At 61.0% G+C, this 25451-nt stretch carries 25 protein-coding genes; 16 read left to right on the forward strand and 9 right to left on the reverse strand.

Annotation, left to right across the window (positions count from 1 at the left end):
- Positions 1-237: 237 nt before the first annotated feature.
- Positions 238-1401, reverse strand: coding sequence for a tRNA (adenosine(37)-N6)-threonylcarbamoyltransferase complex transferase subunit TsaD (gene tsaD, locus OHL20_RS03690; protein WP_263384944.1), 1164 nt, complete (start codon positions 1399-1401; stop codon positions 238-240).
- 109 nt (positions 1402-1510) lie between these two features.
- Here tsaD and OHL20_RS03695 point away from each other — a divergent pair, with 109 nt between their 5' ends.
- The gene (locus OHL20_RS03695; protein ID WP_263381864.1) at positions 1511-2293 is read left to right on the forward strand and encodes a response regulator; all 783 of its coding nucleotides are present in this window, start codon (positions 1511-1513) and stop codon (positions 2291-2293) included.
- Positions 2294-2326: 33 nt separating this feature from the next.
- Positions 2327-2635 carry a hypothetical protein gene (locus OHL20_RS03700; protein ID WP_263381865.1) on the forward strand — a complete coding sequence of 103 codons (309 nt, stop codon included), beginning with the start codon at positions 2327-2329 and terminating at the stop codon, positions 2633-2635.
- On the opposite strand, the gene OHL20_RS03705 is transcribed toward OHL20_RS03700, so the two are convergent.
- Complete coding sequence (locus OHL20_RS03705; protein WP_263381866.1) at positions 2632-3174, reverse strand: cupin domain-containing protein; 543 nt, start codon at positions 3172-3174, stop codon at positions 2632-2634. The two genes, OHL20_RS03700 and OHL20_RS03705, sit on opposite strands and share 4 nt — an antisense overlap.
- An 87-nt stretch (positions 3175-3261) precedes the next feature.
- Here OHL20_RS03705 and OHL20_RS03710 point away from each other — a divergent pair, with 87 nt between their 5' ends.
- From OHL20_RS03710 to fdhF, 4 genes are all read left to right on the forward strand, one after another.
- The gene (locus OHL20_RS03710) at positions 3262-4653 is read left to right on the forward strand and encodes a CCA tRNA nucleotidyltransferase (protein WP_263381867.1); all 1392 of its coding nucleotides are present in this window, start codon (positions 3262-3264) and stop codon (positions 4651-4653) included.
- A 63-nt stretch (positions 4654-4716) separates the two neighbouring features.
- Positions 4717-6432, forward strand: a complete 1716-nt coding sequence (locus OHL20_RS03715) for a cryptochrome/photolyase family protein (RefSeq protein ID WP_263381868.1) — start codon at positions 4717-4719, stop codon at positions 6430-6432.
- A gap of 101 nt (positions 6433-6533) precedes the next feature.
- Positions 6534-7814, forward strand: a complete 1281-nt coding sequence (locus OHL20_RS03720; protein ID WP_263381869.1) for a flavin monoamine oxidase family protein — start codon at positions 6534-6536, stop codon at positions 7812-7814.
- 89 nt (positions 7815-7903) lie between these two features.
- Positions 7904-10930 (forward strand): formate dehydrogenase subunit alpha, encoded by a 3027-nt coding sequence (gene fdhF, locus OHL20_RS03725; RefSeq protein ID WP_263381870.1) that lies wholly within the window; start codon positions 7904-7906, stop codon positions 10928-10930.
- A gap of 70 nt (positions 10931-11000) precedes the next feature.
- Here fdhF and OHL20_RS03730 read toward each other — a convergent pair whose 3' ends face one another.
- Positions 11001-12524, reverse strand: coding sequence for a pentapeptide repeat-containing protein (locus tag OHL20_RS03730; RefSeq protein ID WP_263381871.1), 1524 nt, complete (start codon positions 12522-12524; stop codon positions 11001-11003).
- Positions 12525-12709: 185 nt separating this feature from the next.
- Here OHL20_RS03730 and OHL20_RS03735 point away from each other — a divergent pair, with 185 nt between their 5' ends.
- Positions 12710-13168, forward strand: coding sequence for a DUF1641 domain-containing protein (locus OHL20_RS03735; protein ID WP_263381872.1), 459 nt, complete (start codon positions 12710-12712; stop codon positions 13166-13168).
- A 191-nt stretch (positions 13169-13359) separates the two neighbouring features.
- Here the strand turns inward: OHL20_RS03735 and OHL20_RS03740 are convergent, their stop codons facing one another.
- Positions 13360-14250, reverse strand: a complete 891-nt coding sequence (locus OHL20_RS03740) for an OmpA family protein (RefSeq protein WP_263381873.1) — start codon at positions 14248-14250, stop codon at positions 13360-13362.
- Positions 14251-14457: 207 nt separating this feature from the next.
- Positions 14458-15009 carry a DUF2393 domain-containing protein gene (locus OHL20_RS03745; RefSeq protein WP_263381874.1) on the reverse strand — a complete coding sequence of 184 codons (552 nt, stop codon included), beginning with the start codon at positions 15007-15009 and terminating at the stop codon, positions 14458-14460.
- Positions 15010-15097: 88 nt separating this feature from the next.
- On the opposite strand from OHL20_RS03745, the gene OHL20_RS03750 reads away from it, so the two are divergent.
- The 3 genes from OHL20_RS03750 (at position 15098) to OHL20_RS03760 (ending at position 17863) form a co-directional block, all read left to right on the forward strand.
- The gene (locus tag OHL20_RS03750) at positions 15098-16753 is read left to right on the forward strand and encodes a hypothetical protein (protein WP_263381875.1); all 1656 of its coding nucleotides are present in this window, start codon (positions 15098-15100) and stop codon (positions 16751-16753) included.
- Positions 16754-16786: 33 nt separating this feature from the next.
- Positions 16787-17500, forward strand: coding sequence for an oxygen-dependent tRNA uridine(34) hydroxylase TrhO (gene trhO, locus OHL20_RS03755; RefSeq protein ID WP_263381876.1), 714 nt, complete (start codon positions 16787-16789; stop codon positions 17498-17500).
- A gap of 186 nt (positions 17501-17686) precedes the next feature.
- Positions 17687-17863 (forward strand): hypothetical protein, encoded by a 177-nt coding sequence (locus OHL20_RS03760; protein WP_263381877.1) that lies wholly within the window; start codon positions 17687-17689, stop codon positions 17861-17863.
- A gap of 7 nt (positions 17864-17870) precedes the next feature.
- Here OHL20_RS03760 and OHL20_RS03765 read toward each other — a convergent pair whose 3' ends face one another.
- Positions 17871-18629, reverse strand: coding sequence for an ATP-binding protein (locus tag OHL20_RS03765; RefSeq protein ID WP_263381878.1), 759 nt, complete (start codon positions 18627-18629; stop codon positions 17871-17873).
- A gap of 209 nt (positions 18630-18838) precedes the next feature.
- On the opposite strand from OHL20_RS03765, the gene rpmE reads away from it, so the two are divergent.
- The 5 genes from rpmE (at position 18839) to OHL20_RS03790 (ending at position 22176) form a co-directional block, all read left to right on the forward strand.
- Positions 18839-19075: a 50S ribosomal protein L31 gene (gene rpmE, locus OHL20_RS03770; protein WP_263381879.1), complete on the forward strand. Its 237-nt coding sequence runs from the start codon at positions 18839-18841 to the stop codon at positions 19073-19075.
- 69 nt (positions 19076-19144) lie between these two features.
- Positions 19145-20404, forward strand: coding sequence for a tRNA dihydrouridine synthase (locus tag OHL20_RS03775; protein WP_263381880.1), 1260 nt, complete (start codon positions 19145-19147; stop codon positions 20402-20404).
- Between the two features lie 317 nt (positions 20405-20721).
- A complete protein-coding gene (locus OHL20_RS03780; RefSeq protein WP_263381881.1) occupies positions 20722-21474 on the forward strand; it encodes an SDR family NAD(P)-dependent oxidoreductase in 753 nt (250 codons plus the stop codon).
- A gap of 89 nt (positions 21475-21563) precedes the next feature.
- Entirely contained in the window at positions 21564-21848 is a 285-nt protein-coding gene (locus OHL20_RS03785) for an ArsR/SmtB family transcription factor (protein WP_263381882.1), read from the forward strand.
- A gap of 46 nt (positions 21849-21894) precedes the next feature.
- Positions 21895-22176 (forward strand): hypothetical protein, encoded by a 282-nt coding sequence (locus OHL20_RS03790; RefSeq protein ID WP_263381883.1) that lies wholly within the window; start codon positions 21895-21897, stop codon positions 22174-22176.
- 161 nt (positions 22177-22337) lie between these two features.
- On the opposite strand, the gene OHL20_RS03795 is transcribed toward OHL20_RS03790, so the two are convergent.
- Genes OHL20_RS03795 through OHL20_RS03805 form a run of 3 tightly spaced genes read right to left on the reverse strand, consistent with a single transcriptional unit; the run spans position 22338 to position 24465 of the window.
- Positions 22338-22700 (reverse strand): hypothetical protein, encoded by a 363-nt coding sequence (locus tag OHL20_RS03795; RefSeq protein ID WP_263381884.1) that lies wholly within the window; start codon positions 22698-22700, stop codon positions 22338-22340.
- The gene (locus OHL20_RS03800; RefSeq protein WP_263381885.1) at positions 22655-23905 is read right to left on the reverse strand and encodes a hypothetical protein; all 1251 of its coding nucleotides are present in this window, start codon (positions 23903-23905) and stop codon (positions 22655-22657) included. Before OHL20_RS03800 ends, OHL20_RS03795 begins: the two co-directional genes overlap by 46 nt.
- Positions 23906-23940: 35 nt before the next feature.
- Entirely contained in the window at positions 23941-24465 is a 525-nt protein-coding gene (locus OHL20_RS03805; protein WP_263381886.1) for a YfiT family bacillithiol transferase, read from the reverse strand.
- Positions 24466-24592: 127 nt separating this feature from the next.
- Here OHL20_RS03805 and OHL20_RS03810 point away from each other — a divergent pair, with 127 nt between their 5' ends.
- Positions 24593-25429 (forward strand): glycoside hydrolase domain-containing protein, encoded by an 837-nt coding sequence (locus OHL20_RS03810; protein WP_263381887.1) that lies wholly within the window; start codon positions 24593-24595, stop codon positions 25427-25429.
- Positions 25430-25451: the final 22 nt, after the last annotated feature.

The raw sequence follows: 25451 nt of genomic DNA on the forward strand, positions 1-25451 counted from the left end.
TGAGCCATCCACCCGGGCCCCCACAACCAGGCAAGGACGAGAAAGTCCCACCGCCGCCATCATGGTTCGACCGTCACTCTATCCTGAGCATCCTGATTCAATTGGTCGCACTTGCGGTCTTTGCCGCAGTTACCATCTTTCTCTGGATCATCGGCGCGGGGAAGTACGCCGCGTGGCCCGGTGGCTTGTTCATTGGACTTCTCGTCACCATGATCACGACCCCGGGCCACAATGCCTTCAGCCAAGCCGCATCTGCGGAACCGCACCCATCGCCTCATCCGCAAACTCCCCTGCCAAAAATCGCGGCCAGGCAGCGGCGGCGATCATCGCAGCATTATCAGTCGACATTCCAACCGAAGGAAACGCCACCGGCAACCCACGCTTCAGACCCTCACCCAGAAACCGCTCCCGCAGCTCCCGATTAGCCGCGACCCCGCCCGAAACCACAATCCCTCGAGCTCCAAACGCCTCCGCCGCAGCAAACGCCTGCCGCAACAGGTTTCCCACAACGGCTCCCTGGAACGAAGCAATCAGATCTAAAGTCTGCTCATCACAAAGTCCCGCAGCATCCGCAATAGCCGGTGCTACCATCGCAGCCAAAGCACGCCGCCGGACCTCGACCCCTTCGCGCATTCCCTGCGACTCGACATACCGCAAGACCGCGGTCTTGATCCCACTGAATGAGAAGTCGAACCGCAATCCCTCGCCTACCGGCGGAGCCTTCCGATTCACCACCGCAGGGTTCACCCGCGGCTTGATCTGCGCAAACGTAAACGGCACCGCCTTCGCATTCCCCAGCTTTGCCAGCCCATCAATCCAGGGTCCGCCCGGATACCCAAGCCCAAGCAGCTTCGCCACTTTGTCGAACGCCTCGCCCGCCGCGTCATCCACAGTCTTCCCAACGTTCTGGTAGCGCCAACTCTCCCCTGCCTGCTTCGCCAGATAGAGATGCGTATGCCCACCAGAAACCACCAGCGCCAGCAGTGGCAACTCCATCGCCACCTCCCCGCGCTGCCGAGCCTCCATCAACACAGCATGGATGTGCCCCTCCAGGTGATTCACCCCGATTAGCGGCTTTCCCAGTCCAAATGCCAACGCCTTCGCATAAGTAATCCCAACCAGCAGCGCCCCCGCCAGTCCCGGCCCTTCCGTCACCGCCACAGCATCCAGATCGGCAAACGAAACGCCCGCGCGAGCCATAGCCTCCCGCACAATCGGAACGATGTTGCGCAGGTGCTCTCGCGAAGCCAGCTCCGGCACCACCCCGCCATAGTTCGCATGCAGCGCCATCTGCGAAGCCACCACGTTCGATAGCGCCTCACCCCCGCGCCGCACCACGGCCGCAGCCGTCTCGTCGCACGAGCTCTCAATCCCAAGAATCAGCCCGCTCCCACTTCCCATCTCTTCATCATAGGAGATCGCTGACAAGCCGCTGCCTGGGCACGCAGGAACGTGCAGAAGCGGTGCTACACTCGCCGCATCCCCGATTTGGCTGCAATAAGGAGCACCAGTGGATTCGCTGCAGAAGCTCATTCAGGCCATCGCCTCCCTGCTCTGGCCACTCATCGTCGTCGCCGTGCTGTTTATCTTTCGCCCAGCGATCATTGCCCTCATCGAATCTGCCAAATCAAGAAAGTTCACGCTGAAGATTGGCGGCCAGGAGCTCTCGATGGAAGAGGCCAACCAGCAGCAGCAGAACCTGATCGCCGATCTGCAAACCCAGGTCTCCAACATCCAAAGACGCCTGGACCGTCCGACAGCCACGTCGACACCGTTCAGCGAGTTGCTCGGGGCCTTGCCGATCCCTCCTCTGGCCGCACCCCAGTTAAACGCCCCAACTGCTTCATCACCGCAAGCCCGTCCTGCAACTGTGCCGAAGGCACAAGAAGCCGCGCCCTCAGAGCCTACAAAGATCTCGGCCATCCTCTGGGTCGACGATAACCCTAAGAACAATAGCTATTTCGTCGAACAGCTCGCGAAAGCTGAGGTCAAAGTAGATCTTGCCAAGTCAACCGCCGAGGCCATGACTCTCTTTAACTCACACAAATACGACTACGTCATCTCAGATATGGGCCGCACCGAGGGCCTGCTCTTCCGAAAGACCGCTGGGCTCGATCTACTGAAAGACATTCGAGCAATTAGCACGAAAATTCCCTTCGTCTTCTTCACCAGCCCCGAAGCGATTGATAGCTACGGTCAACAAGCCACCGAATCTGGCGCAACGGCAATGACCTCCTCAGCCACAAAGCTGATGGGCATGCTCAATCTCGCCACAGCAGGAAATCTCGGCTAAGGGCGCACGCATCCTCTTTGAAGAGATCGCCCGATGACCCAAGAGACAGACGTGACGCAGATCGCCCGGTTCAAAGAGCTCACCGAGCAAACCTTACCCGCGCTAGCCCGCCAACGTCACTGGCCCATCCGCCTTGACCATTGCTTCAAGCGCATCTGCCTCGACCACGCCTTCGAGGACATCTGGTACAAGCACCTCGCGCGACCCGCCGAGAAGCATCTCACTGGCGAGCCACTTACTCGAACCCTCCGCTGCGCCGAAGACCTCGCCGAAGGAGATCTCTCCCTACTCAATATCCGCAATCAAGCCAGCCTCCGCTATCGAGGCAAACTCCGCAATTAGACCTGGTCCGGCCGCAGCAACTCCGTCCGATACCTGGGAGCCAGTGCCTCTGCCTTCGCCCGGAACGCCGCCATTGCAGCTTCGTCCAGCTTCGGTGGTGCGGTGGTCCGCGTAGCCACCGGAACGCCAATCTCCCGAAACAAGTCCTCCTGCCCCGCTGGCGAGCAGATACACAGCAGCCGCACCGCACTCTGCGACGCATTGTGAAACATGTGCGGTGCATTCGCCGGAATATGGATCGTCTGACCTGCCCTCACCGTCGATACCTTACCGCGAAAGGTCGCCTGCAACTCGCCCTCAAGCAGCGTGAACGTCTCCTCAAAATCATGGCGATGCGGAGGAGGCCCGCCACCAGGAGGAATATGCATATCGATCAGGCAGAAGCGTCCCGCAGTCTGCTCCCCACCCAGCAGAACCGTGTACGTATCGCCGACCAGGCCGATATGCGGCAACTGATCGACTTCAGCCACAACGAGCTTGCGCGTAAGGTCATCCGGCGGAACATTGGATACAGCGGACGTCTGATCGTTCTCGGGCATCATCATTCTCCTTTAGCTACAACAATAGGAAGGTATCGCTTCCTACGGCAGTTGCTTTCAACTGCGCTACCATCCAACCAGATCAGCATGACATCTTTCGTGAATAGCCCACCGTACACCGCCGCCCTGAACATTGCTCGCACCCTTCGCAACGCGGGCCACCAGGCTTTTTTCGCCGGTGGCTGTGTCCGTGACCTCCTCCTCGGCCTCACCCCAAAAGACTTCGACGTAGCCACCAGCGCTCTCCCCAGACAGGTCCAAGCCCTCTTCCCTAGAACCTTCTCCGTCGGAGCCCACTTCGGCGTCGTCATCGTCTGCACCGACGAAGACCAGAGCACCGAAGTAGCCACCTTCCGCCACGATGGCGCCTACACCGACGGTCGCCGCCCCGACGCCGTGCGCTTCTCCACCGACCCTCGCGAAGATGTCCTGCGACGCGACTTCACGATCAACGGCATGCTCCTCGACCCCGTCGCCTACGACGAACACCACGATGCCGCCGCAGCCACCCTCGACTTCGTCCACGGCCGTGAAGACCTCGCTGCAAAGATGGTGCGCGCCATCGGCAAGCCGATCCTGCGCTTCACCGAAGACAAGCTGCGCATGCTCCGCGCCATCCGCTTCGCCGCTCGCTTGGGCTTCGACATCGACCCAGCAACGATGGCCGCGATTCAGCAGCAAGCCAGCGCCATCACCCAGGTCAGCAACGAGCGCATCCGCGACGAACTCACCAAAATGCTCACCGAAGGCCACGCCCGCCGCGCCATGGAGCTCCTTGATCAATCCGGGCTACTCGCCGAAGTCCTGCCCGAGGCCGTCAAAATGCACGGCGTCCAACAGCCGCCCGAGTACCACCCCGAGGGCGACGTCTGGGTCCACACCATGCTCCTGCTTGAGCAGCTTCCCCCAAACCCCACTGCCACGCTCGCCTGGGGAGCGCTCCTCCACGACATCGGCAAGCCCGCCACCTATCGCGCCCCCGATCCCGGCAAGTCAAACGACCGCATCCGTTTCAACGGCCACGTCGAAGTAGGTGTCCGCATCGCCGAAGCGGTACTCGCCCGCCTCCGCTTCTCCAATGAGGAGACAGCCCAGATCGTCGCCCTCGTACAGAACCACATGCGCTTCGGCGACATTCTCCAGATGAAGCAGTCGACCCTCAAGCGCTTCCTCCGCCTGCCAAAGTTCGACGAACACCTCGCCCTCCACTGGCTCGACTGCAGCTCCTGCCACGGCAACCTCAAGCTCTATGACTTCGCCAAGCAGCAGTACGAAGCCGAGCCCGAAGAGCACACGCGCCCCGCATGGTTCATCACCGGACGCAACCTCATCGCCGCCGGCTACCGCCCAGGCCCACAGTTCAAGCCGATGCTCGAAGCCGCCGAAGACGCACAGCTCGAAGGCTCCATCCACACCTCCGAAGAAGCACTCGAACTCATCCGCACACAGTTCGGTTCACCGCCGCAGTCATCAAATTGAAGCTATCAACATCATCTCGGGCAGCCGGTATGCGCGATCCGGGTCAGCGACTACTGTGGAGCCATGGCCACGTTCCAGCAACTCATCAAGCCAGCCCAACCCACCGCAAAAGATATCAAGTCCCGCCGCTGGATCTATATCCCCTACGATCGCTACACCGATCGCACCGGCCCCCTCACCGAGCAGGCACCCGAAGCCACTGGCATTGTCATCGTAGAATCCACCGCCAAAGGCCTGCGCCGCCCGTATCACAAGAAAAAGCTGGTCGTCCTCATCTCGAACATGCGCCACTTCGCCCTCGAGCAGGCCGCCAAAGGCGTGAAAGTCCTCTACCATTTCTCCCTTACCTCCCACGGCCAAGCCCTGCTCGAGCTCCAGCAAGCCCGCAAGCTTCCGCCCCTCACCGTGATGACGCCCGCCGAGCGAGAACTCCGCCTCGATCTCGCGCAAGCCGAGTCGCAGGGCCTCCAACTCACCTACGCCGAAGACACCACCTGGGCCAGTACGCCCAAAGATTTCCTCGACACCTACGGCCCCTACAAGTCCGGCAAGCAGTACGTCATGGATCGCTTCTACCGCCGCATGCGCCAGAAGACTGAAGTCCTCATGGCGAATGCCAAGCCAATCGGCGGCCAATTCTCCTTCGACGCCGCCAACCGCAATCCCTACAAGAACCAGGTCCCCATTCCCACCCCGCCCACCTACCCGCCCGACGCCATCACGCAGGAGGTCATCGACATGGTCGAGGCCACCTACGGCCATCACTTCGGCTCCATTGAGAACTTCGACCTCCCCTGCACCCAGGCTGACTGCGACGCCATGTGGCGCTTCGCCCTGGAGCAGCTCCTCCCCACCTTTGGCCCCTACGAAGACGCCATGCGCGACGACCACCTCCAGCTTTTCCACTCAAAGACGTCCGTCCTCCTCAACCTCGGCCGCATCCTCGCCATGGACCTCATCCGCGATGTAGAAAAAGCCTCGAACGAGGGAAGAATCCCATTAGGCAGCGCCGAGGGTTTCATCCGCCAACTCCTCGGCTGGCGCGAGTTCATGCGCCACCTCCACGAGCAGACCGACGGCTACCGTCTCCTCCGCGGCCACATTCCCGACGAAGCCCGCCAAGTCAATCAGGAGGTCTCCCCAGACCAGACCGCCGAGGCCAAACAAGCCTACGCTCCCCCCAAAAAACAGGCCGACCCGTACGCCGGAGCCACACCCTCTGCCCTCGGCGCCGCACTCCCCCTCCCAGCCGTCTATTGGGGCGTCAAATCCGGCCTCCACTGCATGGACACCGTCGTCGAACAGGTCGTCCAGGAGGGCTGGTCCCACCACATCACCCGCCTCATGGTTCTCTCAAACCTTGCCAACCTCTGCGGCTTCTCCCCCCGCGAGCTTACCGACTGGTTCTGGTTCGCCTACGTCGACGCCTACGACTGGGTCGTCGAGACCAACGTCCTGGGAATGGCCACGTATGCCGATGGTGGGTTGACAGCCACCAAGCCCTACGTCTCCGGAGCCGCCTACATCAATCGCATGTCGAACTACTGCGGCCACTGCCAGTACGATCCGAAGAAGTCCCTCGGCGAAGGCTCCTGCCCCTTCACCTCCCTCTACTGGACCTTTCTCGAGCGCAACGAGGCCGTCCTCGGCAACAACTTCCGCATGCAGATGCCGTACAACACCCTCCACAAGAAATCCCCACAGGAGCTCGTCCAACTCCGCACCCGCGCTGCAGAAGCCGTAGCCCACCTGCAATCCTTCAAGCGCCCTAAATATTAGGGCCTGCCACCCGAAGGGGTACACCCATCACGAAGTGATCGCCCCACGCGCAGTGGGCCCCAGCGGCAGCGCCTGCACTTAGCCACTCGCATCCAACACACATGACCGAAGCACCCTACGACACCCTCATCATCGGCGCAGGCATGGCCGGCCTCACCGCCGCCCGCACCCTCGCCGAAGCCGGTCAGCGCGTCCTCGTCGTCGAAGCACAGGACCGCATCGGCGGGCGCATCCTCACCCGTCACATCCACGGCGAGACCGTAGAAGTCGGAGCTGAGTTCGTCCACGGTCGTCCACCCGAGCTCTGGGCGCTCATCGAAGAAGCCGGCCTCGAAACCACCGAGCGCGATGGCACCCAACTCTGCTTCGAAGCGGGAGCCCTGTCCGATTGCTCGGACGATCGCGACGACATCTTCAAGGTCCTTGAAGGTCTCGAACTCCTCACCGGACCCGACCTCAGCTTCGCCGACTACCTCGCCCAGCACCCCGTCTCCGCCGATCAGCGCCAGCAGCTCATCGGCTTCGTGGAAGGATTCAACGCCGCCGACCACCGCCTCGCCAGCGCCGCAGCCCTCGGCCGCCAGCAGCAGGCCGAAGATGAAACAGAAGGCGACCGCAGCTTCCACATCAACGGAGGCTACAGTCAGCTTCCCGACTTCCTCGCCGCAAAGATCACCTCCGCGGGAAGCACCATTCGCCGCAGCACACCCGTCCGCGCCATCAACTGGCAGCCCGGCCAGGTAGAAGCCGTCACCGACTCCGGCATCCTCCGCGCAAAACGCGCCATCATCACCCTCCCGCTCGGCATTCTCCAAAGCAATGCCGTTCCCATCACGCCGACTCCCGGCAATCTTCCCACCCTAATCAGTAAGATCCAGATGGGCCAGGTCTGTCGCTTCACCCTCATCTTTCGCGAACGCTTCTGGGCTGACCTGCAGCCGCAACCCGCCGCATCCGCACTCAGCTTCCTCTTCGCCACCACCGAGATGCCGCCCGTCTGGTGGACCCCGCATCCTGCCACCAGCGCCATCATTACCGGCTGGGTAGGCGGCCCGCGCTCCACCCCTCTCCTCGCCCATACCCCGGAAGCTCTCGCCAACCAGGCTTGCGAGACGCTCGCCCGCATCTTCTCCCTACCCGACGCTCACCTGCACGACCTCCTGCTGGCCTGCGAGACCCACAACTGGCAGACCGACCCGTACACCCTCGGGGCCTACAGCTACATCGGCACCGGCGGCCTTAACGCTCCCAACGAGATGACCGAGCCGATCGCCAACACCCTCTACTTCGCCGGCGAGCACACCGACACAACCGGCCACTGGGGAACGGTCCACGCCGCCATCCGCTCCGGCCACCGAGCCGCTTCACAGGTCCTCTGCTAGGCCACTTCTGCGCTCGACTCGCGTCCGAACACCGCACCAGATGCAGCCATAAGTGGTCCCTACTATGCTCCAATGCATCTATGGGAAGTATGGTTGTCACAAAGTCGTTGCTGAATACCCCGCTGGATACCACGCCGAATACCCGCATCACAGTGAACGGTCAGGCCATTCCAGCCCACAATGGCGAACTGCTCGTCGAGGCCCTGAACCGCACCTCCCGCGCCGCCGGACACAACGACCTCCCGCAGGTCTGCTATCTGCCCCAGATGGGTCCCATCCAGAGCTGTGACACCTGCATGGTCGAGGTCAATGGCCAACTCGTCCGCGCCTGTGCGACTCCTGTAACCGCCGACATGAAGGTCGTCACCGAAGGTGAGCGCGTCGACGTCGCCCAGCGCGAGGCCTTCGATCGCATCCTCCAGAACCACATGCTCTACTGCACCGTCTGCGACAACAACAACCAGAACTGCACCGTGCACAACACCACCGCCGTCCTCGACGTGAAGCACCAGGCCCGCCCTTACACGCCCAAGCCGTACGAGAAGGACATGTCCAACCCCTTCTACCGCTACGATCCCGATCAGTGCATCCTCTGCGGTCGCTGCGTCGAGGCATGCCAGAACGTTCAGGTCAACGAGACCCTCACCATCGACTGGGAGAGCAAGCATCCCAGGGTCCTCTGGGATGGCGGCGAGACCATCGAAGGCTCCTCGTGCGTCTCCTGCGGCCACTGCGTCACCGTCTGCCCCTGCAACGCGCTCATGGAAAAGTCCATGCTCGGCCACGCAGGCTACCTCACCAACATTCCCGGCAAGGTCCTCGACGACATGATCGACGTCGTCAAAGGCGTCGAGCCGCCCATTGGCTACGGTCCCATTCTCGCCCTCTCCGAGATCGAAGCCGAGATGCGCCACGCCCGGGTCAAAGTAACCAAGACAGTCTGCACCTACTGCGCCGTAGGCTGCTCCTTCGAGGTCTGGACCAGGGACCGCCACATCCTCAAGATGGAACCGACCCACGGTCCTGCCAACGGCATCTCCACCTGCATCAAGGGCAAGTTCGCCTGGGGTCACATCAACTCGGAGGACCGCCTCACCATGCCGCTCCTCCGCGATGGCGACACCTACAAACAAATCTCCTGGGACGAAGCTCTCGACGTCATCGAAAAGAAGTTCACGCAAGTAAAGAAAGACCACGGCCCCGACGCCCTCGCCTTCATCGCCTCCTCGAAGACCACCAACGAGGAGAGCTTCCTCATGCAGAAGCTCGCCCGCGCCGTCATCGGTACCAACAACATCGACAACTGCGCCCGCTACTGCCAGAACCCCGCCACCACCGGTCTCCAACGCACCGTAGGTTACGGTGGCGATTCCGGCTCCATCGCCGACATCGAGATCGCCGGGCTGGTCCTCATCGTCGGTGCCAATCCCGCCGAGAACCATCCTGTACTCGCTACCCGCGTCAAGCGCTCGCACAAGTTTCGCGGCCAGCGCCTCATCGTCGCCGACCTGCGCCGTCACGAGATGGCCGAACGAGCCGACCTATTCATCCGGCCCAACCCTTCCACTGACGCCGTATGGCTCTCCGCAGTCACCAAGTACATCCTCGACAACAACCTCCATCACAAAGACTTCATCACCAAGTGGGTCAACCACTTCGAGGAGTACAAGACCTCGCTCGAGCCCTACACCCTCGCCTACGCCGAGCAGGTTACCGGCATCCCCGCCGCCCAGCTCATCACCGTAGCCAACGAGATCGCCGCAGCCGACGGCACCTGCATCCTCTTCGCCATGGGCGTCACCCAGCACTGCGGAGGCTCCGAGACCGCAACCGCCATCTCGAACCTCCTCCTCATGACCGGCAACTACATGCGCCCCGGTGCCGGAGCCTATCCCCTTCGCGGCCACAACAACGTCCAGGGCGCCAGTGACTTCGGCTCCATGCCCAACGTCTACTCCGGCTATCAGAAGGTCGACGACGAAGAGGTCCGCGCCAAGTTCGAAGCCGACTGGGGTGTAGCTCTTCCCACCTCTACCGGCAAAGATAATCACCAGATGATCGACGCCATCCTAGAGGGCTCCCTCAAAGTCCTTTACATCAAGGGCGAAGACACCATCACCTCCGACTCCAACGCGAATTACGTTGGGGAAGCGCTCTCCAAACTTGAATTCCTCATCGTGCAGGACATCAACTTCTCCGAGACCTGCCGCTACGCCGATCTCGTCCTGCCCGCCGCCACCTCACTCGAAAAAGACGGCACCTACACCTCGACCGAACGCCGCATCCAGCGCCTCTACAAGGCCATCGAGCCGCTTGGCGAATCCAAGCCCGACTGGGAGATCATCCAGCTCATCGCCAATCGCCTCGGCGCGAATTGGAAGTACAAACACCCCTCCGAGATCATGGACGAGGTCGCCCGCCTCACCCCTCTCTTCGCCGGCGTCAAATACTCCCGCCTCGAAGGCTTCGCCAGCCAGCAATGGCCCGTCCACGCAGACGGCACCGACTCACCGCTCCTTTTCACCGAGAAGTTCCCCTTCCCCGACGGTAAGGCCCGCTTCCATCCCATCGAGTACCTCCCGCCATCGGAAGAGACCAACAGCCAGTTCGACCTGCACCTCAACAACGGTCGCCTCCTCGAGCACTTCGAGCAGGGCAGCATGACTCTCCGTACTGCAGGCATCAAGGAGATCACGCCCAACCAGTTCCTCGAGGTCTCTCCCGAACTCGCAGCCGAGCGCGGCGTCACCACCGGTCGTCACGTCCAGCTCAATTCGCCCTATGGCCGCGTCCGCGTACAGGTCCTCGTCTCCGATCGCGTCCAGGGCAAGCAACTTTACATGACACTCAACTCCGTCGAAGAGCCCGTCAACAAGCTCTCAAGCTCTCACACCGACCGCACTACCCACACCCCTGCGTTCAAGGAGACAGCCGTCAGCATGACCCTCCTCCCCGAACAGGGCGAAAATCCGCTACCCCGTCGCAACTTCCGCTACGGCACCCGCACCCCGCAGACCGGCGTCGAGATCGAACGCAAGTGGGCCCAGCCCGGATACCACATCCCCGGCACCGAGGCCGCCGACAAGCTCGTCCAGATCAAGTCGATCACCGTCTAAACTCGGCAAGGTCTCGAATACACATGGCCATTCCCCTGGGGGTGGCCATTTGTACGAGAAGACGTAAGCATCAGTGCACAACCTGTGACAGATACAAACCGAGTTGATGAACGATCGGCTGCCAATGCTCCAGCAGCGCCTTCTCGGATGCACTCTCCACGACCTTTACCGCAATCTCTTTCACCACACCCAGACCGGCCGCAAGCACCGACGACTTCGGCTTATTCTCCCCAAGCTCCTGCTCGACAGAACTGACCGCATCCTCCAACTTCGGACGATCCACGGGCGCAACCTCACCAATCCTGCCCATCATCGTCTGCAGCAAGCCGAGAATCGCCTCACTCTCACCTGTCACCTGCTTTGCCCGCACCGAAGCCTGGCCACTTGCAATCACCAGGTTCGTTGCCGTCCCGCTAATCTCCACATGCTGGCCTGCCGCCGCCAGCATCCGCGGCAACACATCCCCGAGCAGTAGCTGCTTCTCAATCTGCAGCCGCGCAATCTGATCGTCCCGCAGCGCAATCTGCGCCGATTGTGCCCGCTGCGCCTCCTCGCGAATCGCATCTACCGCCACAGCGCTTGACTCCTCAACATGCAGCGACACCTTCACCCCGCCGCCCGTCTCCTCAATCGACTTCAACCGTACCCCGCAATCGGGATACTTCACCGCCAGATGATGCAGGAGCGCTGGCAGCGTATTCACCTCAAACGCCGTAATCCCGCCCTGGTAGATCAACTCAATCCGGGCTCGCGAACTGTACAGTCGCTCAAATTCACCTGCTTCGTAGCGCATGATCTCCTTACCCGCCTCATCCCAGAAGGCCCAAGCGCACGCCACATCGTGAATCGACCAGCCACTCCGTTGGGTCTCCCAGAGTCGCGCTGCACTTAGCGTCACGTTGTTCAGCGTGGCCATCTGAAGCCTTGCAGACCGAAGATCCGCCCCCGTCAGGTTAGCTCCGCTCAAATCCGCTGCGGAAAGGTCTGCCTCGTTCAAATCTGCTTCGGCGCACAGCACATCATTCATCTCCGCCCCGCGCAGATTCGCCCGTTTCAGACGTGCGCCACGCAGGTTAGCCTGCCGTAGATTCGTCCCGGACAGATCAGCGTCGTACAGCCTCGCATCGCGGAGGTCGGCCCCACTCAGGTTCAAGTCGCTCAGGTCCATTTCGGAGAGGTTGGCTCCCACAAGTACCGCATCACTCAGATTCGCTCCCCTCACGTCCGCCTGACGCAAGTCAGCATGGCTCAAATCCGCCTTCCGCAGATCGGCCTCTCGCAGGTCTGCCCAGTTCAGATTGCTCCCGCTTAAATCCGCTTCTCGCAGGTTGGCTTCGCTCAGATTTAAACGACTCAAGTACGCCTTGGACAACTTGGCTCCCCGCAGATTGGCACCGCTCAAATCGGCCATCTCCAGGTTGGCCTCGCTCAAATCCGCCCGTACAAGGATCGCGCGGTTAAGGTCCACCTCACCCAGATTCATCCCTCGCAGATCCGCATCACTCAGATCGAACACAACGTCCCGCATGTCCGCCCAGCGATTCCAGATCGAAACACCCTCACGCAGCTTCGCAATCAGCTCCTGATCAGCCATACGGACACCATAGCAAGCAATCTACCGCCCACGCATCATTTATCGGCATGTTCCTTCAGCCACTTCGCACGAGGGCCCATTCACCTGCATCACAGAAAGAGACCATCTAGTTCTCCGATGGGCTAATCAGCCCGCCGCTCGATTCCACGAGATAATCAAGACGCACCGTAAGGAGCACCTCCACCATGGCTGTACCGATTGCATTTCGTCCCTCCCCTGTCGACCCGCACCTCGAACTCATGCGCCGTCTGAACGCCGCACCGCGCGAGCACGCCGAAGCGCTCCTCGTCGCCTACGATCTCCTGCAGACCGCCCACGACAAAGGCATCCTCGACACCGTCAATGGGCTGGTAAGCGCGAAAGACACCATCTTCGGCAAGCTAGCCGAATACGCCAAGCTACCCGAGGGCATCGCCGGCATTCGCAATCTACTCTCCGGCCTCAAGATCCTCACCTCGATCGACCCGGAACTCCTCGACCATCTCTCCCGGGCCATGGTCCAGGCCGCTGCCGAACACAGGAAGGAAGAGAAGCCCCCAAGCCTCTTCCAGATTACGAAGCGTGTCTTCAGTGAAGACAGCCGCCGCGCGCTGTCCTTCCTCACGCTCGCACTCACAGGCATAGGCAAATCTCTCAAGTCCTGAAAGCCCGTAGCCGAATACCCATGGCCGCTTTCGAGCGGCCATCAACACGCCATCACATCATCCATTCCTCTGCAGCTTAAAAAAATAGGCCCCTCGGGTGAGGGGCCAATCTGCCTTAGTTCTCTCTGGTTAGGAGAGCTCGTTGACGGGCGTGCTCTAGGGGCACTGCACCCGCAAACATCGTGATGGTGCTAATTCGTTGAAGGATTCGCCGTTCCAGTGGCAAGTCCGCTTGTGTTCTTGGCTGATGACGATGAACTATCCATTGTGGCAAGGCTGTTGTGCAGGAGGGTCACGCGAACCCCGTTCACAACTGGCTTGTCACCTTCGGACGCAACGACATCCTTCTGCTTACCGAGACCGGTACGGTAAATCCGGTAGATCGGTACCTGGTGCTGTGTAACGAGGTAGCGTACGACAGAGTCCGCCATAGCTTGCGAGGTCTGAACACCGGAGCGGCTATAACCCTGTACTTCAAGGATGTAGCCCTTCTCCGTACCTAGTTTGGATGCAAGATCGTCCAGATCCGTCTTCGCCTTCGGGCCTAAAGTTGTGTGTCCGGAGATAAATGGCACAGCAGACGTTGTAACTGTCTGATATTGATCGAGATTGCTTACGGTCCCATGCAGGGCATCAGTCTTTGTGGTGGCGTTTCCTGCCAGCGTATTGGCAGAGTTTGCGCGGTTGGCGGCATCCTGTGCGTGCTGATCGGCGGTGCTCGCCGCCCCCATTGCCTTGGTAATTCCGGACTGTGCGCGGCTATCGACGTCGCGAATATCGTTGGCGTTCTTGGCCTGAAGCTGATCGAGTTCGTTCGTGCGGTCCTTGATCGGATCGATCTGACGCTTTACCCACTTCTTGCGGGCAAGAGGATTCATGTGGCCCCAGAAGCCTTCCTTCGACTGCGGGCCGAGCGGCTTGCCGGTTGCGTAGCTGGTCGTATCATCGACACCCATCTGCTTCGCGGGTGGAGGTGTATTGCTCGGATCGGCAGAAACACTGGACTGAGCCAGCGAGGTTGCGCTCAACGCGCCGCCAAGGATTAGTACAGAAAGACCAAAGCCATTACGGTGATTCATCATGTCTGGTTGCTCCTTTTGGTCCACGCGAATAAGGCCGAAGCCGGCATTCTCGTGCATTGGCTATATGCAAACGCTTTGCCAAAGTTGATTCTCAAGCTAAAGCCCTTGTTTACAATACTTACAGGGAAACAGGTAAAACCGTTCCTTTCAGATCGGCACTTCAAGTGCGGAAAATATTTCTTAGGACCCGGCAGGAAGTCCTGAAAATTACTTCGCTGTAACGTGGATCACGTGAATCTCGGGGACTTGGGTGTTCCAGTTTGTCGGCAGCTTCTCGAAGATCAACCGAAACTCCTGGTCGGCTCCAGGTTTCAACGGCGCCGTGCTCACAGGCACGGTATCTACATAAGGCTCATGCGTTCGAATCAGAGCCACCGGTAGAGTCTCAACCTGCGGTGCCAGACCTTCGTCGTTTTTAAAGAGAACCTGAACCGTCACACCCGTCACGGTCTGCTGCCCCGTATTCCCGATGTGGCCATCCACGAAGGTCGACTTCCCGCCTGAGAGGCTGACCGACTCGCTCATCGCGATCTGCGACAACGGCAACTGTGACGCATAGGCATCGAGCGGAAGAATCGTGTTCAGCGGCAGGGCTCGCTTATGGCGTCCCATCAGCAGCGCCCCTGTAATGATCACCAGGACCACCAACCCGGCGATCGCCCAGGCGTTGACCGGCAACTCGTCCCGCTCAGATGCCTTCGGCTTAAACAAGTCAGAGTCCGTTCGCCCGCCCGTACTTCCCTCAAAACGCTCATCCATAGCTGCAAATTCTACAACGCAGCACGAAGAACAGGCCGATCTTCTACGAGAAGACGCAGCGCCCGGCTTGCCGTTTTCCGTGACGCCAATGAAGATCATTAAGACAGAACGAATTCCAACCCCGGGGTTATCCGCAATGCAGCAGCAATTGAAGGAGTCTGAAATAGCCGTCTGGCTCCCTCGCCTCTTCGCCCTGGGCCTTGCAGCAGCAGCAGCCTTCCTGCTCGTTCACTTCCTCGACCTCGTCTTGTTTGCCGTCCCGGACCACGATCAAAGCTGGCTCCTCTACGCCGCAGAGCGCGTCGCCGCCGGGGTGCAACTGGACGGACCCCGCCTCGTCGAGACCAACCCGCCCCTCGCCGTCTGGTTCTCCCTCATTCCTGTCGCCCTCGCGCATCTCTTCAGGACCACCTCAGCCTTCATGCTCAACCTCTACACCGGGGTGTTGATGCTGGGCAGTGCGCTCTGGAGCGGCCGCCTCCTGCACCGCGCAGGATTCCTCAAAGGCCCGCTACAACTCTTCCTCGGCGTCTCCGCGACCCTCCTTGCCGAATCCCTCATCACCGGAGCCGAGATCGGTCAGCGCGAGCAGTTCCTCGTCATCCTCCTCGTCCCCTACCTGCTTTCCGCAGCCAGTGGAGCGACCACACGCCTCCCCGTGATCGAGCGATGTGCCCTCGGCATCGTCGCCGGCATAGGCGTCTGCCTCAAGCCGCAGGAGATCCTCGCCCTCTTCTGCTTCGAGATCGTTCTCGCCTTCGGCATCCGCAGCCTTCGCCGCCTCTACAGTCCCGACTTCCTCTCCCTCTTTCTCACCGCCTGCGGCTACCTCCTCCTCGTCCGCCTCACCACAGCCGTCTACATCACCCACACCGTCCCACTCCTCAAAGCCACCTACTGGGCCTTTGGCGAAGACAGCATCAGCACGCTGGTCCGAAACAGTCCCGGCTTCAATATCGCCTTCCTCGCTGCCATAGCCGCATGGTTCTTTCTCCGCAACCGCCTTCGCAACTCCAAGCTTCCGCTCGCCCTGCTCGGCTGCACCATCGGGGCGCTGCTGGCCTACTTCCAGCAGCACACAGGCTGGGGCAACCACCAGTTCCCCCAGATCGCCTTCCTTGTCCTCGCCATCTGCACCATGGCCATCGATCTGTTCTCGCCCTCCCTGCACAACCTCGCGCAGCATCGCATCTTTGGGATTCGCTTCTTTGCCACGGCTACACTCTGCACACTCATCCTGCTGCCAATCGTCATCATCCATCACCGCCGCGTAGCCTTCCGCATGATGTTCAACAAAGGCATCGTCGAGGACACACTCGCCAGCTATCCCGCAGGCACACCCGTCTACGTTCTCTCCACCGGCCTCGATGGCTTCCCTCCCGTCCTCCAGCACCACCTCATCTGGGCCAGCCGCTACGTCCATCTCTGGATGCTCCCCGCCCTGGCCAAGAACGACGCACTCAGCCACGGCGGACCCGTTCCCAAAAAGGTCCTCACCCCAGAGGTCATCGCGCAAATCTCCACCCTCCAGCGCCGCGAGATGGTCGAAGACCTCCAGTCCTGGAAGCCCGCGGTCGTCATCGTCAAGCTCTGCCGCCCCGAGGGCATCTGCCAGGCCATGACCGGCGTCCCCTTCGACATGCTCGGCTGGTTTCTCAAAGATTCGGCCTTCACCGTCGAATGGGCCAACTATCGCAAGCAGACCGGCAACGGCTACTACGACGTCTACACCCGCATTCAATAACTCCGGTCAGGATTCCACTATGATGAAGGGGTAATGACCTTCACGATCGCAGCCCTGTACCGCTTCGTCCCCCTGGCCGACCCCGCAGCCCTCCGCAAGGAACTGCGCACAGCTTTTAATGAAGCTGACCTCTGCGGCACCCTCCTCATCGCTTCCGAAGGCATCAACGGCACCCTCGCCGGCTCCACCGAAACCATCGACCGCCTCTTAGGCCTCCTCGCCCAGCGAACCGGCCTCGACCGTGCCGACGTAAAGTTCTCCACCTCTGCAGAACGTCCCTTCGGACGACTCAAATTCCAGATCAAGCGCGAGATCATCGCCTTCCGCAAAGCCACCGTTGACACCACCCGGCCCGGCAGCTACGTCCAGCCGCAGGAGTGGAACGCCCTCATCGCCGATCCCGAAGTCCTGCTCCTCGACACCCGCAACCACTACGAGGTCGAATGCGGCACCTTCGCCGGAGCCGTCAATCCCCACATCGAGACCTTCTCCGACTTCGCCACCTACGTCCGCGAAAACCTCGACCCCGCGAAGCACCGCAAGGTAGCCATGTTCTGCACCGGCGGCATCCGCTGCGAAAAAGCTTCGGCCTTTATGCTCCAGGAAGGCTTCAGCGAGGTCTATCACCTCAAGGGCGGCATCCTCAAATATCTCGAAGACGTCCCCGAACAAGCCACCCGCTGGAACGGCAAGTGCTTCGTCTTCGACCGGCGAACCTCCGTCGATCATGCCGATCTAAAGGGCTAGCCAGCAGCAATCCTCAGCAATTAATTCCCACCAAGGCACCATCCAGGCACCCCTCCGGGTACGTTCTTGAAATATTCACTATAAGAACGCAACAAACCTGTGCGATAAGACGTTAAGAACAACATCCGACAAACCGGACGTGACATCAAACCACCAGCTTCCACCCCAACTAAGGAGAACACCGCCATGACAGCATCCTCCCCAACTGCCGCCATTGATGCCGGTGCCCAGCACTCCCGGGCCCCGTACGAACAACTGCAGCAGACCTCCCTCGCCGAACGCCGTTCCGCCCGCATCACCGAAGTCGTCTACGCCATCTTCGTTCTCGCAGCAGGCGTGCTCCTCGTAGCCAGCGCAGTCTAGCCGCGCGCTAGACGAAGCTCGCCCGCTTTACCTTCTGCCGAAAATCCTCACCCTGCATCTCCACCACCACACACATCTCCTGCAACCGCGACCGCATCCGCTCCCCGATCCGGTCCCCCAGCGTCTCCTCACGCGCAGCCCTCGCCGCGGTCAACTCCGTGCCAAGCGGCCCAAGGTTCGCATAGTTCGTCGTAATGATCGTGGTTCGCCGGTCGTTGTAGCGCGTATTCAGGATGTGCGCCACTGTATCCCACACCCAGTCCGTCGGCTTCGACGCGCCAAGCTCGTCAATCACCAATATCTCCGCATCGAACACCGGCGCTAAAATCTCCAACTCCGTAGCTGCCACCGCGCGGTTGTAGCTATGCTGCACCTGCTTCAACAGGTCCCGATAGTCCACAAACAGCCCCGTAGCCCCGCGCTCCGCCACTAGCGCCTGCAAGATTCCCACCGCAAGATGCGTCTTCCCCACCCCAATCGACCCCGTCAGCAGCAGCCCGGTCCCGTTCGTGTCCACGGGATAGCTCTCCACAAACCGCCGCGCCCGCAGATGCGCCGCACTCAAGGTCCGGTGCGCTCCACCAAAGCTGCTCTCGAAGTTCTCCAGCGTGCAATTCGCATAGCGATGCGGAATCTGCGTCCTGCCCAGCATCCGGCTCGCCCGCCGCTCAATCCGGCACACGCAATCCTGCGCAAACTGCGTCCCGTCCGGCCGCTGCACGATCTTCAATCCGAGCCCGCCGCAAATAGTACAGATGTCTGCCATAGGAACCTTCAGTATCGCAGTTTCCCGGCCCCAATGAATCCGATTGCCCCCTGTGCGAATCACATATAAACTGAGGAAACTGTCTGAGTGCTCTACAAAGTGGAGTGCAGACGGCGGCGCGACAGGCCCTTCGATGTGACGTGACTCTATCCGTTGCAAGCGATCCGCGAGCCGGCAGGCAAGACCAGTTAGAAAAGGATCACCGCATCATGGCAAAGCAAGGAATTCACCCGTCGTATAACGAGATCAACGTCAAGTGCGCCTGCGGCAACATCTTCCAGACCCGCTCCACGCATAAGGGCGACATCGTTCTCGAAATCTGTGCCGCCTGCCACCCGTTCTTCACCGGCAAGCAGAAGCTCATCGACACCGCAGGCCGTGTCGAGCGCTTCCGCCGCAAATTCGCCAAGTCGGACGCCGGCAAGGCCGAGACCGCAGCCAAGTAAGCGGAGACGCAATCCACCCAGAGGCCTCCGCCAACGCGGGGGCCTTTGTTTTCTAACCTCGTATCTCTTATGAAGAAGCGCTACACCCTCGAGCAGAAACGCTGGGACGATCCCGCCGAGCACGCCATGCCAGAGCACACCCGCGTCCCCGCCAGCTTCACCATCGGCAACGTCAAGATTGCTCCGGCAACGGTCCTCGCCCCCATGGCCGGCGTCACCGACACCGTCTTCCGCCGCTTCATCAAAAACGCCAGCCAGTTCACCACCGAGTCCTCCAGCAGCGACATCGAGAGCACCACCACCAACCAGCAATCCGGCTGCGGCCTCATCATGACGGAGTTCACCTCCGCCGACGGCCTCTCCCGCATGCGCGAGGTCAAGCGCAAGCGCTACCTCACCTACTACGACGACGAGCACCCCATCTCCGCTCAGCTCTTCGGCTCCAACCCAGAGACCCTCGCCGACTCCGCCCGCATCGTCCAGGACGCCGGCTTCGACCTCGTCGACCTCAATCTCGGCTGCCCCGCCAAGCGCGTCGTCGCCTGCAACGGCGGCTCCGGCCTCCTCCGCGACCTCCCGCAGATCGAGACCATCTTCAAGGCCGTCCGCGCCGCCGTCTCCATTCCCTTCACAGTCAAGTTCCGCATGGGCTGGAACGACCACCACATCGTCTGCGTCGAACTCGCCAAAATGGCCGAAGACTGCGGCCTCAACGCCGTCGCCCTCCACGCCCGCACCCGCGAGGACGGCTACACTGGCCAGGCCCGCTGGGAGTACATCGCCGCCGTCAAAGATGCCGTCAGCATTCCGGTTATTGGCAATGGCGACATCCGCACACCAGAAGACGCCGCCGCCATGGTCGACGCCACTCACTGCGACGCCGTCATGATCGGCCGCGCCGCACCCGCCAATCCCTGGATCTTCCGCCAGATCGCCCAATACACCGCCTCGAAAGAGGCCACCGGCACCGGCCACTACGACCAGCCCACCGATCAGGATCGTTACCACATGATCCGCGACTACTTCGCCATGCTCGTCCACGAGATCGAGCTTGAAGAAGCCGCCGAAGCCCACCGTGCTGCCGTCATCACCGCCTCTGGCCAGACCGCCCGCGAGCAGCGCCATCGCGATTGCGTCGGCAAGATGAAGCAGTTCGCCAGCTGGTTCACCCACGGCGTTCCCGGCGGTTCCAGCCTCCGCAAGCAGATCTTCGAAGCCAGGAAGGGTCCCGCCGTCCTCGACGCCATCGAAGCCTTCTTCGCCCACAAAGCCGACGCCACCGACTTCGATCACACCCATGCCGAAGAACTTGAAGCCGTCCTGAACTAGGACCCGCTGCCTGCCGCCTTTGCCTTTCCCTTCTTGCCCGCACTCCCGAAAGCAAACCTGCGTCTGCTCTCATCTCCCCGCAAGAAACACCCGTCATCTCGACCGGAGCAACGCGAAGTGGAGAGACCCCCGCATTGTTATTCCTTCCTTCCCGAAGCTTCCAGAGGAAGCCAGCGTCCCCGCCACCCAAACCCTGTCATCCTGAGCGAAGTCGAAGGACCTGCGGTTTCTTTCCGTCAATCCGAATCCTACCCCTCCACACTCACATCTATTCGATGGTTATAGAAATATGAACCAGCGAAAGAGGAAGAAGAGACATGGCAAAGCTTGCGAATAAAGTAGCAGTAGTCACAGGAGCATCCAAGGGCATCGGCGCGGCAATCGCGAAGCAGCTCGCAGCCGCTGGCGCATCCGTCGTCGTCAACTACTCGTCCAGCAAAGAAGGCGCGGACAAGGTCGTAGCTGAGATCGTTCAGGCCGGTGGCAAAGCCATCGCCGTAGGCGGCAGCGTAGCCGACGAAGCTGCAGTCACCAACCTCTTCGCCGAGACCAAAAAGGCCTACGGGAAGGTCGACATCCTGGTCAACAATGCGGGCGTCTATAGCTTCTCGCCGCTTGGTGGTATCACCGCGACAGATTATCACCGCATCTTCGACACGAACGTTCTCGGTCTCATCCTTGCCACACAGGGCGCGTTACCCCTCTTTCCCGAGACCGGCGGCAGCATCATCAACATCAGCTCTGTAGTCAGCACGATGGCACCCCCCACTGGCTCCGTATATAGCGGTACCAAGGGCGCAGTCGATACCATTACAAAGTCCTGGGCGAAGGAGCTTGGCGCACGCAAGATCCGCGTCAACGCCATTAACCCCGGCATGGTCGAGACAGAGGGTGTCGCCACAGCAGGCTTCCTCGGCAGCGACTTCGAGAAGGGTGCCATCGCCGGCACACCGCTCGGCCGGATTGGCCAGCCAGACGACATCGCTCTTCCGGTCGTCTTCCTCGCCTCTGAGGATGCTCGCTGGATCACCGGCGAGACCATCTTTGTCTCCGGCGGCGCCGCAATCTAACCAGCTTGATCGAAACAAGCGGGGCAGAGGCGGTACCATCCGCTTCTGCCCTATCTTTGTTAACAGGAAGTAACATGGAGGAGCCCGCCATGACCGAAACCAATTTAACCCCCGACCAGATCCAACGCATCGCAAACGCCCTCGGCGATCCCAACCGGTACGACATCCTCAAGCGGATCTACGCCAGCGACGCCGCCCTTACCTGCGGCTGCGCCAAGGGCGGCCTCTCCATCTCCGATGGCACCTGCTCCCACCACCTCAAGGAACTCCTCGCCGCCGACCTCATCAACATGGACCGCGACGGCCGCTACCGCCTGCTCACCCCACGCCGCGATATCTGGGACGCCTTCCTCGCCAGCCTCCAGCAGCTTTAGCGTCCAGCGCACGATCTTCGCCGCGACCCACTAAACTCAACTCACGATGCAGATTCAGATCCGCAGCAACCCCAAGACCACCGGCTGGGCCAGAGTTGCCGCTATCTCCCTCCTCGCCGGCCTGGCCGCCTTCGTACTCTCCATCCCCATCGCCTTCTTCCTCTTCCTGAGCCACTTCGACACCGCCTATCCCAAAGACACCCAGAACCTCCTCAGCGCGCTTACCGCCAGCGTCCTCACAGGCGTTAGCCTGGCCACACTCACCGCCGCCACCACCCTCCTCATAGCCACGCTCTACAAGCGCCTCCGCCCCGCCTCCGCCGTGTAGCTCAGACACGGCAGCTAAAGTCGCCTGTTTGACAATCTTGACCCACAAACACCCTGCCAGCTCACAAAGACCCGTCCCAGGCCGACAGAAGCACTCCACTAAGTACCCGCCTAACTCATTTGTTTTGAATACTTTGGTACTTAGGTAGGGGAGGGGGGTACCTACCCGCTCCGCTTCCGCCACACCACCTTCACCTGCCTCCGCCACCGCTCATCCAGAGCCGCAAGCGTCCACTCGACACGAGGCGAAAAATACTTCAACACAGTCTCCGTAGCCGGATGAATCCTCAGCGCTGGAGCTGCCAGAAAAAGTCGCGGAGCTTCCCCCGAGAGCCGAATCCCGCCAAAATAACCAAGCCGCTGAAACTCCCCAAGACCCGACCGCTGATCCAGATTCTCAAGATGATGCCAGCGAACCCGTATCCAGTAATCGAGCCCCTGCAGCGCAAGGTGCAGATCCTCATCCGCCTTAAGCTCAATCACCGCAAGCCGACCATCTTGCCCGACTCCAAGCAAATCCAGCATCCCGCGATCCGCAGCCGCAAACGCCGGAACCTGCGTATACACATGAGCCGGATCGAGATGCGCATCGAGCGGCTCGAGATTCCGCCGCAGCACACTCTCAAGCCATCGCTCAGGCTGCATTCGGTACAGCGGATCACGATGATCCCCAGCAGCATTCCGCCGTGCAAACGCCGCGCAGTCAGCCCGCGAAGCTCGCCCTCATTCTCCGAGGTCAACACCGTCTCATTCGCTCCAGCCCCAAAGCTGACCTCAACATCCCGGTTGAACGACACCTCCGAAAGTCCCACGCGCGCCCGCGCAAACTCCAGCCCATGCAGCCGAAACGCCATCTCCGACCCACTGCGGATGTGCTGCTCCACATCCTCCCGCATCGTCGCCGGAACCATCGCCAGCACGCGACTCGCCGCCTCCGCAAACCGCTCCCGCGCAGCAGACTCGTTCGGCGCATGCATCAGCCGCGTAGCCAGATTCCCATGATCCGCAGCATCCCGCTCCGTCAACTCCTCCGAGCGCTCCGCCAACTCCCAGAGCTCCCACTGCGCCGCATCCGCGTTTAGCCATGCCAGACGTGAAACCGTCAGCGTCGCCATTCCCCGCGGCACAATCACCTTCAACCCTTGGAACAGCCGCCTTCCGCCAGCCTGCTCCCGACAGTGATGCAGCCACAGAATTCCCAGCGTCAGAACCCCGTCGATCGTCGCCGCAGTCTCCTCCTCATTCACCGCGATGACAGCCCAGGCTTGCGATCCCTTCACCAGAGTTCCCCGCGCGTAAGCCGGTCCGAAGCTCTTCTCGAGGTCCATCGCCGTGCGAAACGCATCAGGCTTCCAGCCCGGAAAGCTCCGCAGCAGAACCCGCTCCAGCACTCGCAGATAGCGCTTCCGCGTAGCCTCGCGTGTCGATGGTGTTCGCCGATCCTGATCCGGCGCAAGCTCCAGGATCTGCGGCTTCACTTGTCCAAACCGCAACGTACTCAGCCGCAACACGCCATGGCGAACCGTTGCAGCGACAACGCGCCGCACGATGTTCCGCTCCTCACTCCACAGATGCAGCGTGCAGCGTCCGTGTTCGGTCGAGAGTGTGTACTTCGCCTCCGCCATCCCGAACAGCGCCTTGCTATCCTCCAGCAGCACCGCAGCCGGATGATCCGCCAGAAAGCCCTCAAGCGCCTCCGCAATCTGCTCGACAGTCTGCTCCTTGTCCACCGCGCTCGATCGGGAAGGAGGCTTTACGGCGATCGCTACCAGCCTTCGCGAGCGCGCAGATGCGTGATGTGAGCAAGGTGATGCTGTGAATGCCACGCATAGTGCAGCACCGCCACATCAAGAGCCACGCGTCCGCGCTCAGGATGAACATAGCCGCACTTCCACTGCGCGTCCTTCAAGGAGAACAGGAGCATGATCCATCGAGCATGAAGGCTCTCGATCAGCTCGAGCGACCATTCGATCGGCGCCAGCGAGTCATGCAGCTCAGCCCAGGCTGCCTCGTCATACACCTTGATCGTCGGCCAATCCTCCGTAAGTGCCAGCCGAAACCGTACAAACGCATTCATATGGCTATCCGCAAGGTGATGCACCACCTGCTGGATCGTCCATCCGCCCGGACGATAAGGCACCGTCAGACGCGGCGGTTTCAATCCACCTACCGCATTACGAAGCAGGCTTGGCGTATCGGCCAGCATCGTAATGGCATTCCTCACCTCACCCGCAGAGATCGACTCCGGCGTTTCAAACCTTCCAATGGGATACTGAGCATCGGGACTCATGGCAAACTCCTGGCAGACTCGGATGGGAGACACTTCAAGCAACACAGATGACGCAGCGATTGAACTCTCGAAAGCAGAGCTCTTTTCATGCAAGGTAGCACAGCCCTGTGTAACCTTTAGTCAGAATATGAACCTGCCCGTTACTCTCGCGCGCAAGCTCCTCGTCATCGCTGCGATCAGCCTCACAGCCGCCTGCTCCCTCTCCGGCCAAAAGAGCTATATCGGCTTCGACCGGAACGAATATCCCGGCGATGCCTCCCTTCCCGCCCTGCGCAAGCACTTCGACTTCGCCGGTTACTGGCTCACCAATCCTCCCGGCTCGCACCGGAACGGCTGGCTCGGCAAGCGCGATATCCTTCTCCAGCAAGGCTTCGGCTTCCTCGTCCTCGCCAATGGCAAGCTCGACAAGGAGATCCTGAGGTCGGGCATCAAGCCCGACGCGCTCGGCCGACGAGACGCCACTGCAGCGATCGCCGCAGCCCAGAGCGAGCACTTCCCCAGGAACACCATCCTCTTCCTTGACCAGGAAGAAGGCGGTCGACTCCTCCCCGAACAGATGGCCTACCTCCTCGCCTGGACCGAAACCGTCGCCACCAACGGCTATCGCCCCGGCATCTATGTCAGCGGCCAGACCGTCCATGAAGGCCCGAACGTCACCATCACGACCGCACTGGACGTCCGCAACCACGTCGCAGCCCAGCACCTCCACGAGGTCGCCATGTGGGTCTACGAGGACGATTGCCCGCCCGCGCCAGGCTGCACCCTGCAACCGCCACCGCTCGCTCACAGTGGAACGCCCGGCGCGCTCGTCTGGCAGTATGCCCAGTCCCCGCGTCGCCCGGAGAACACCGCATCCTGCGCAAAAACCTACGCCTCCGATGGCAACTGCTACGCCGGCGAACTGACCCACCTCATCCTGGATATGAACGTTGCTGGTTCCCCCGATCCGTCTGCTGGGCGCTGACGTCGAAACCCTGCTATTCTGA

The sequence above is a fragment of the Granulicella arctica genome (assembly GCF_025685605.1).
In the GTDB taxonomy this organism is placed as follows: Bacteria; Acidobacteriota; Terriglobia; order Terriglobales; family Acidobacteriaceae; genus Edaphobacter; species Edaphobacter arcticus.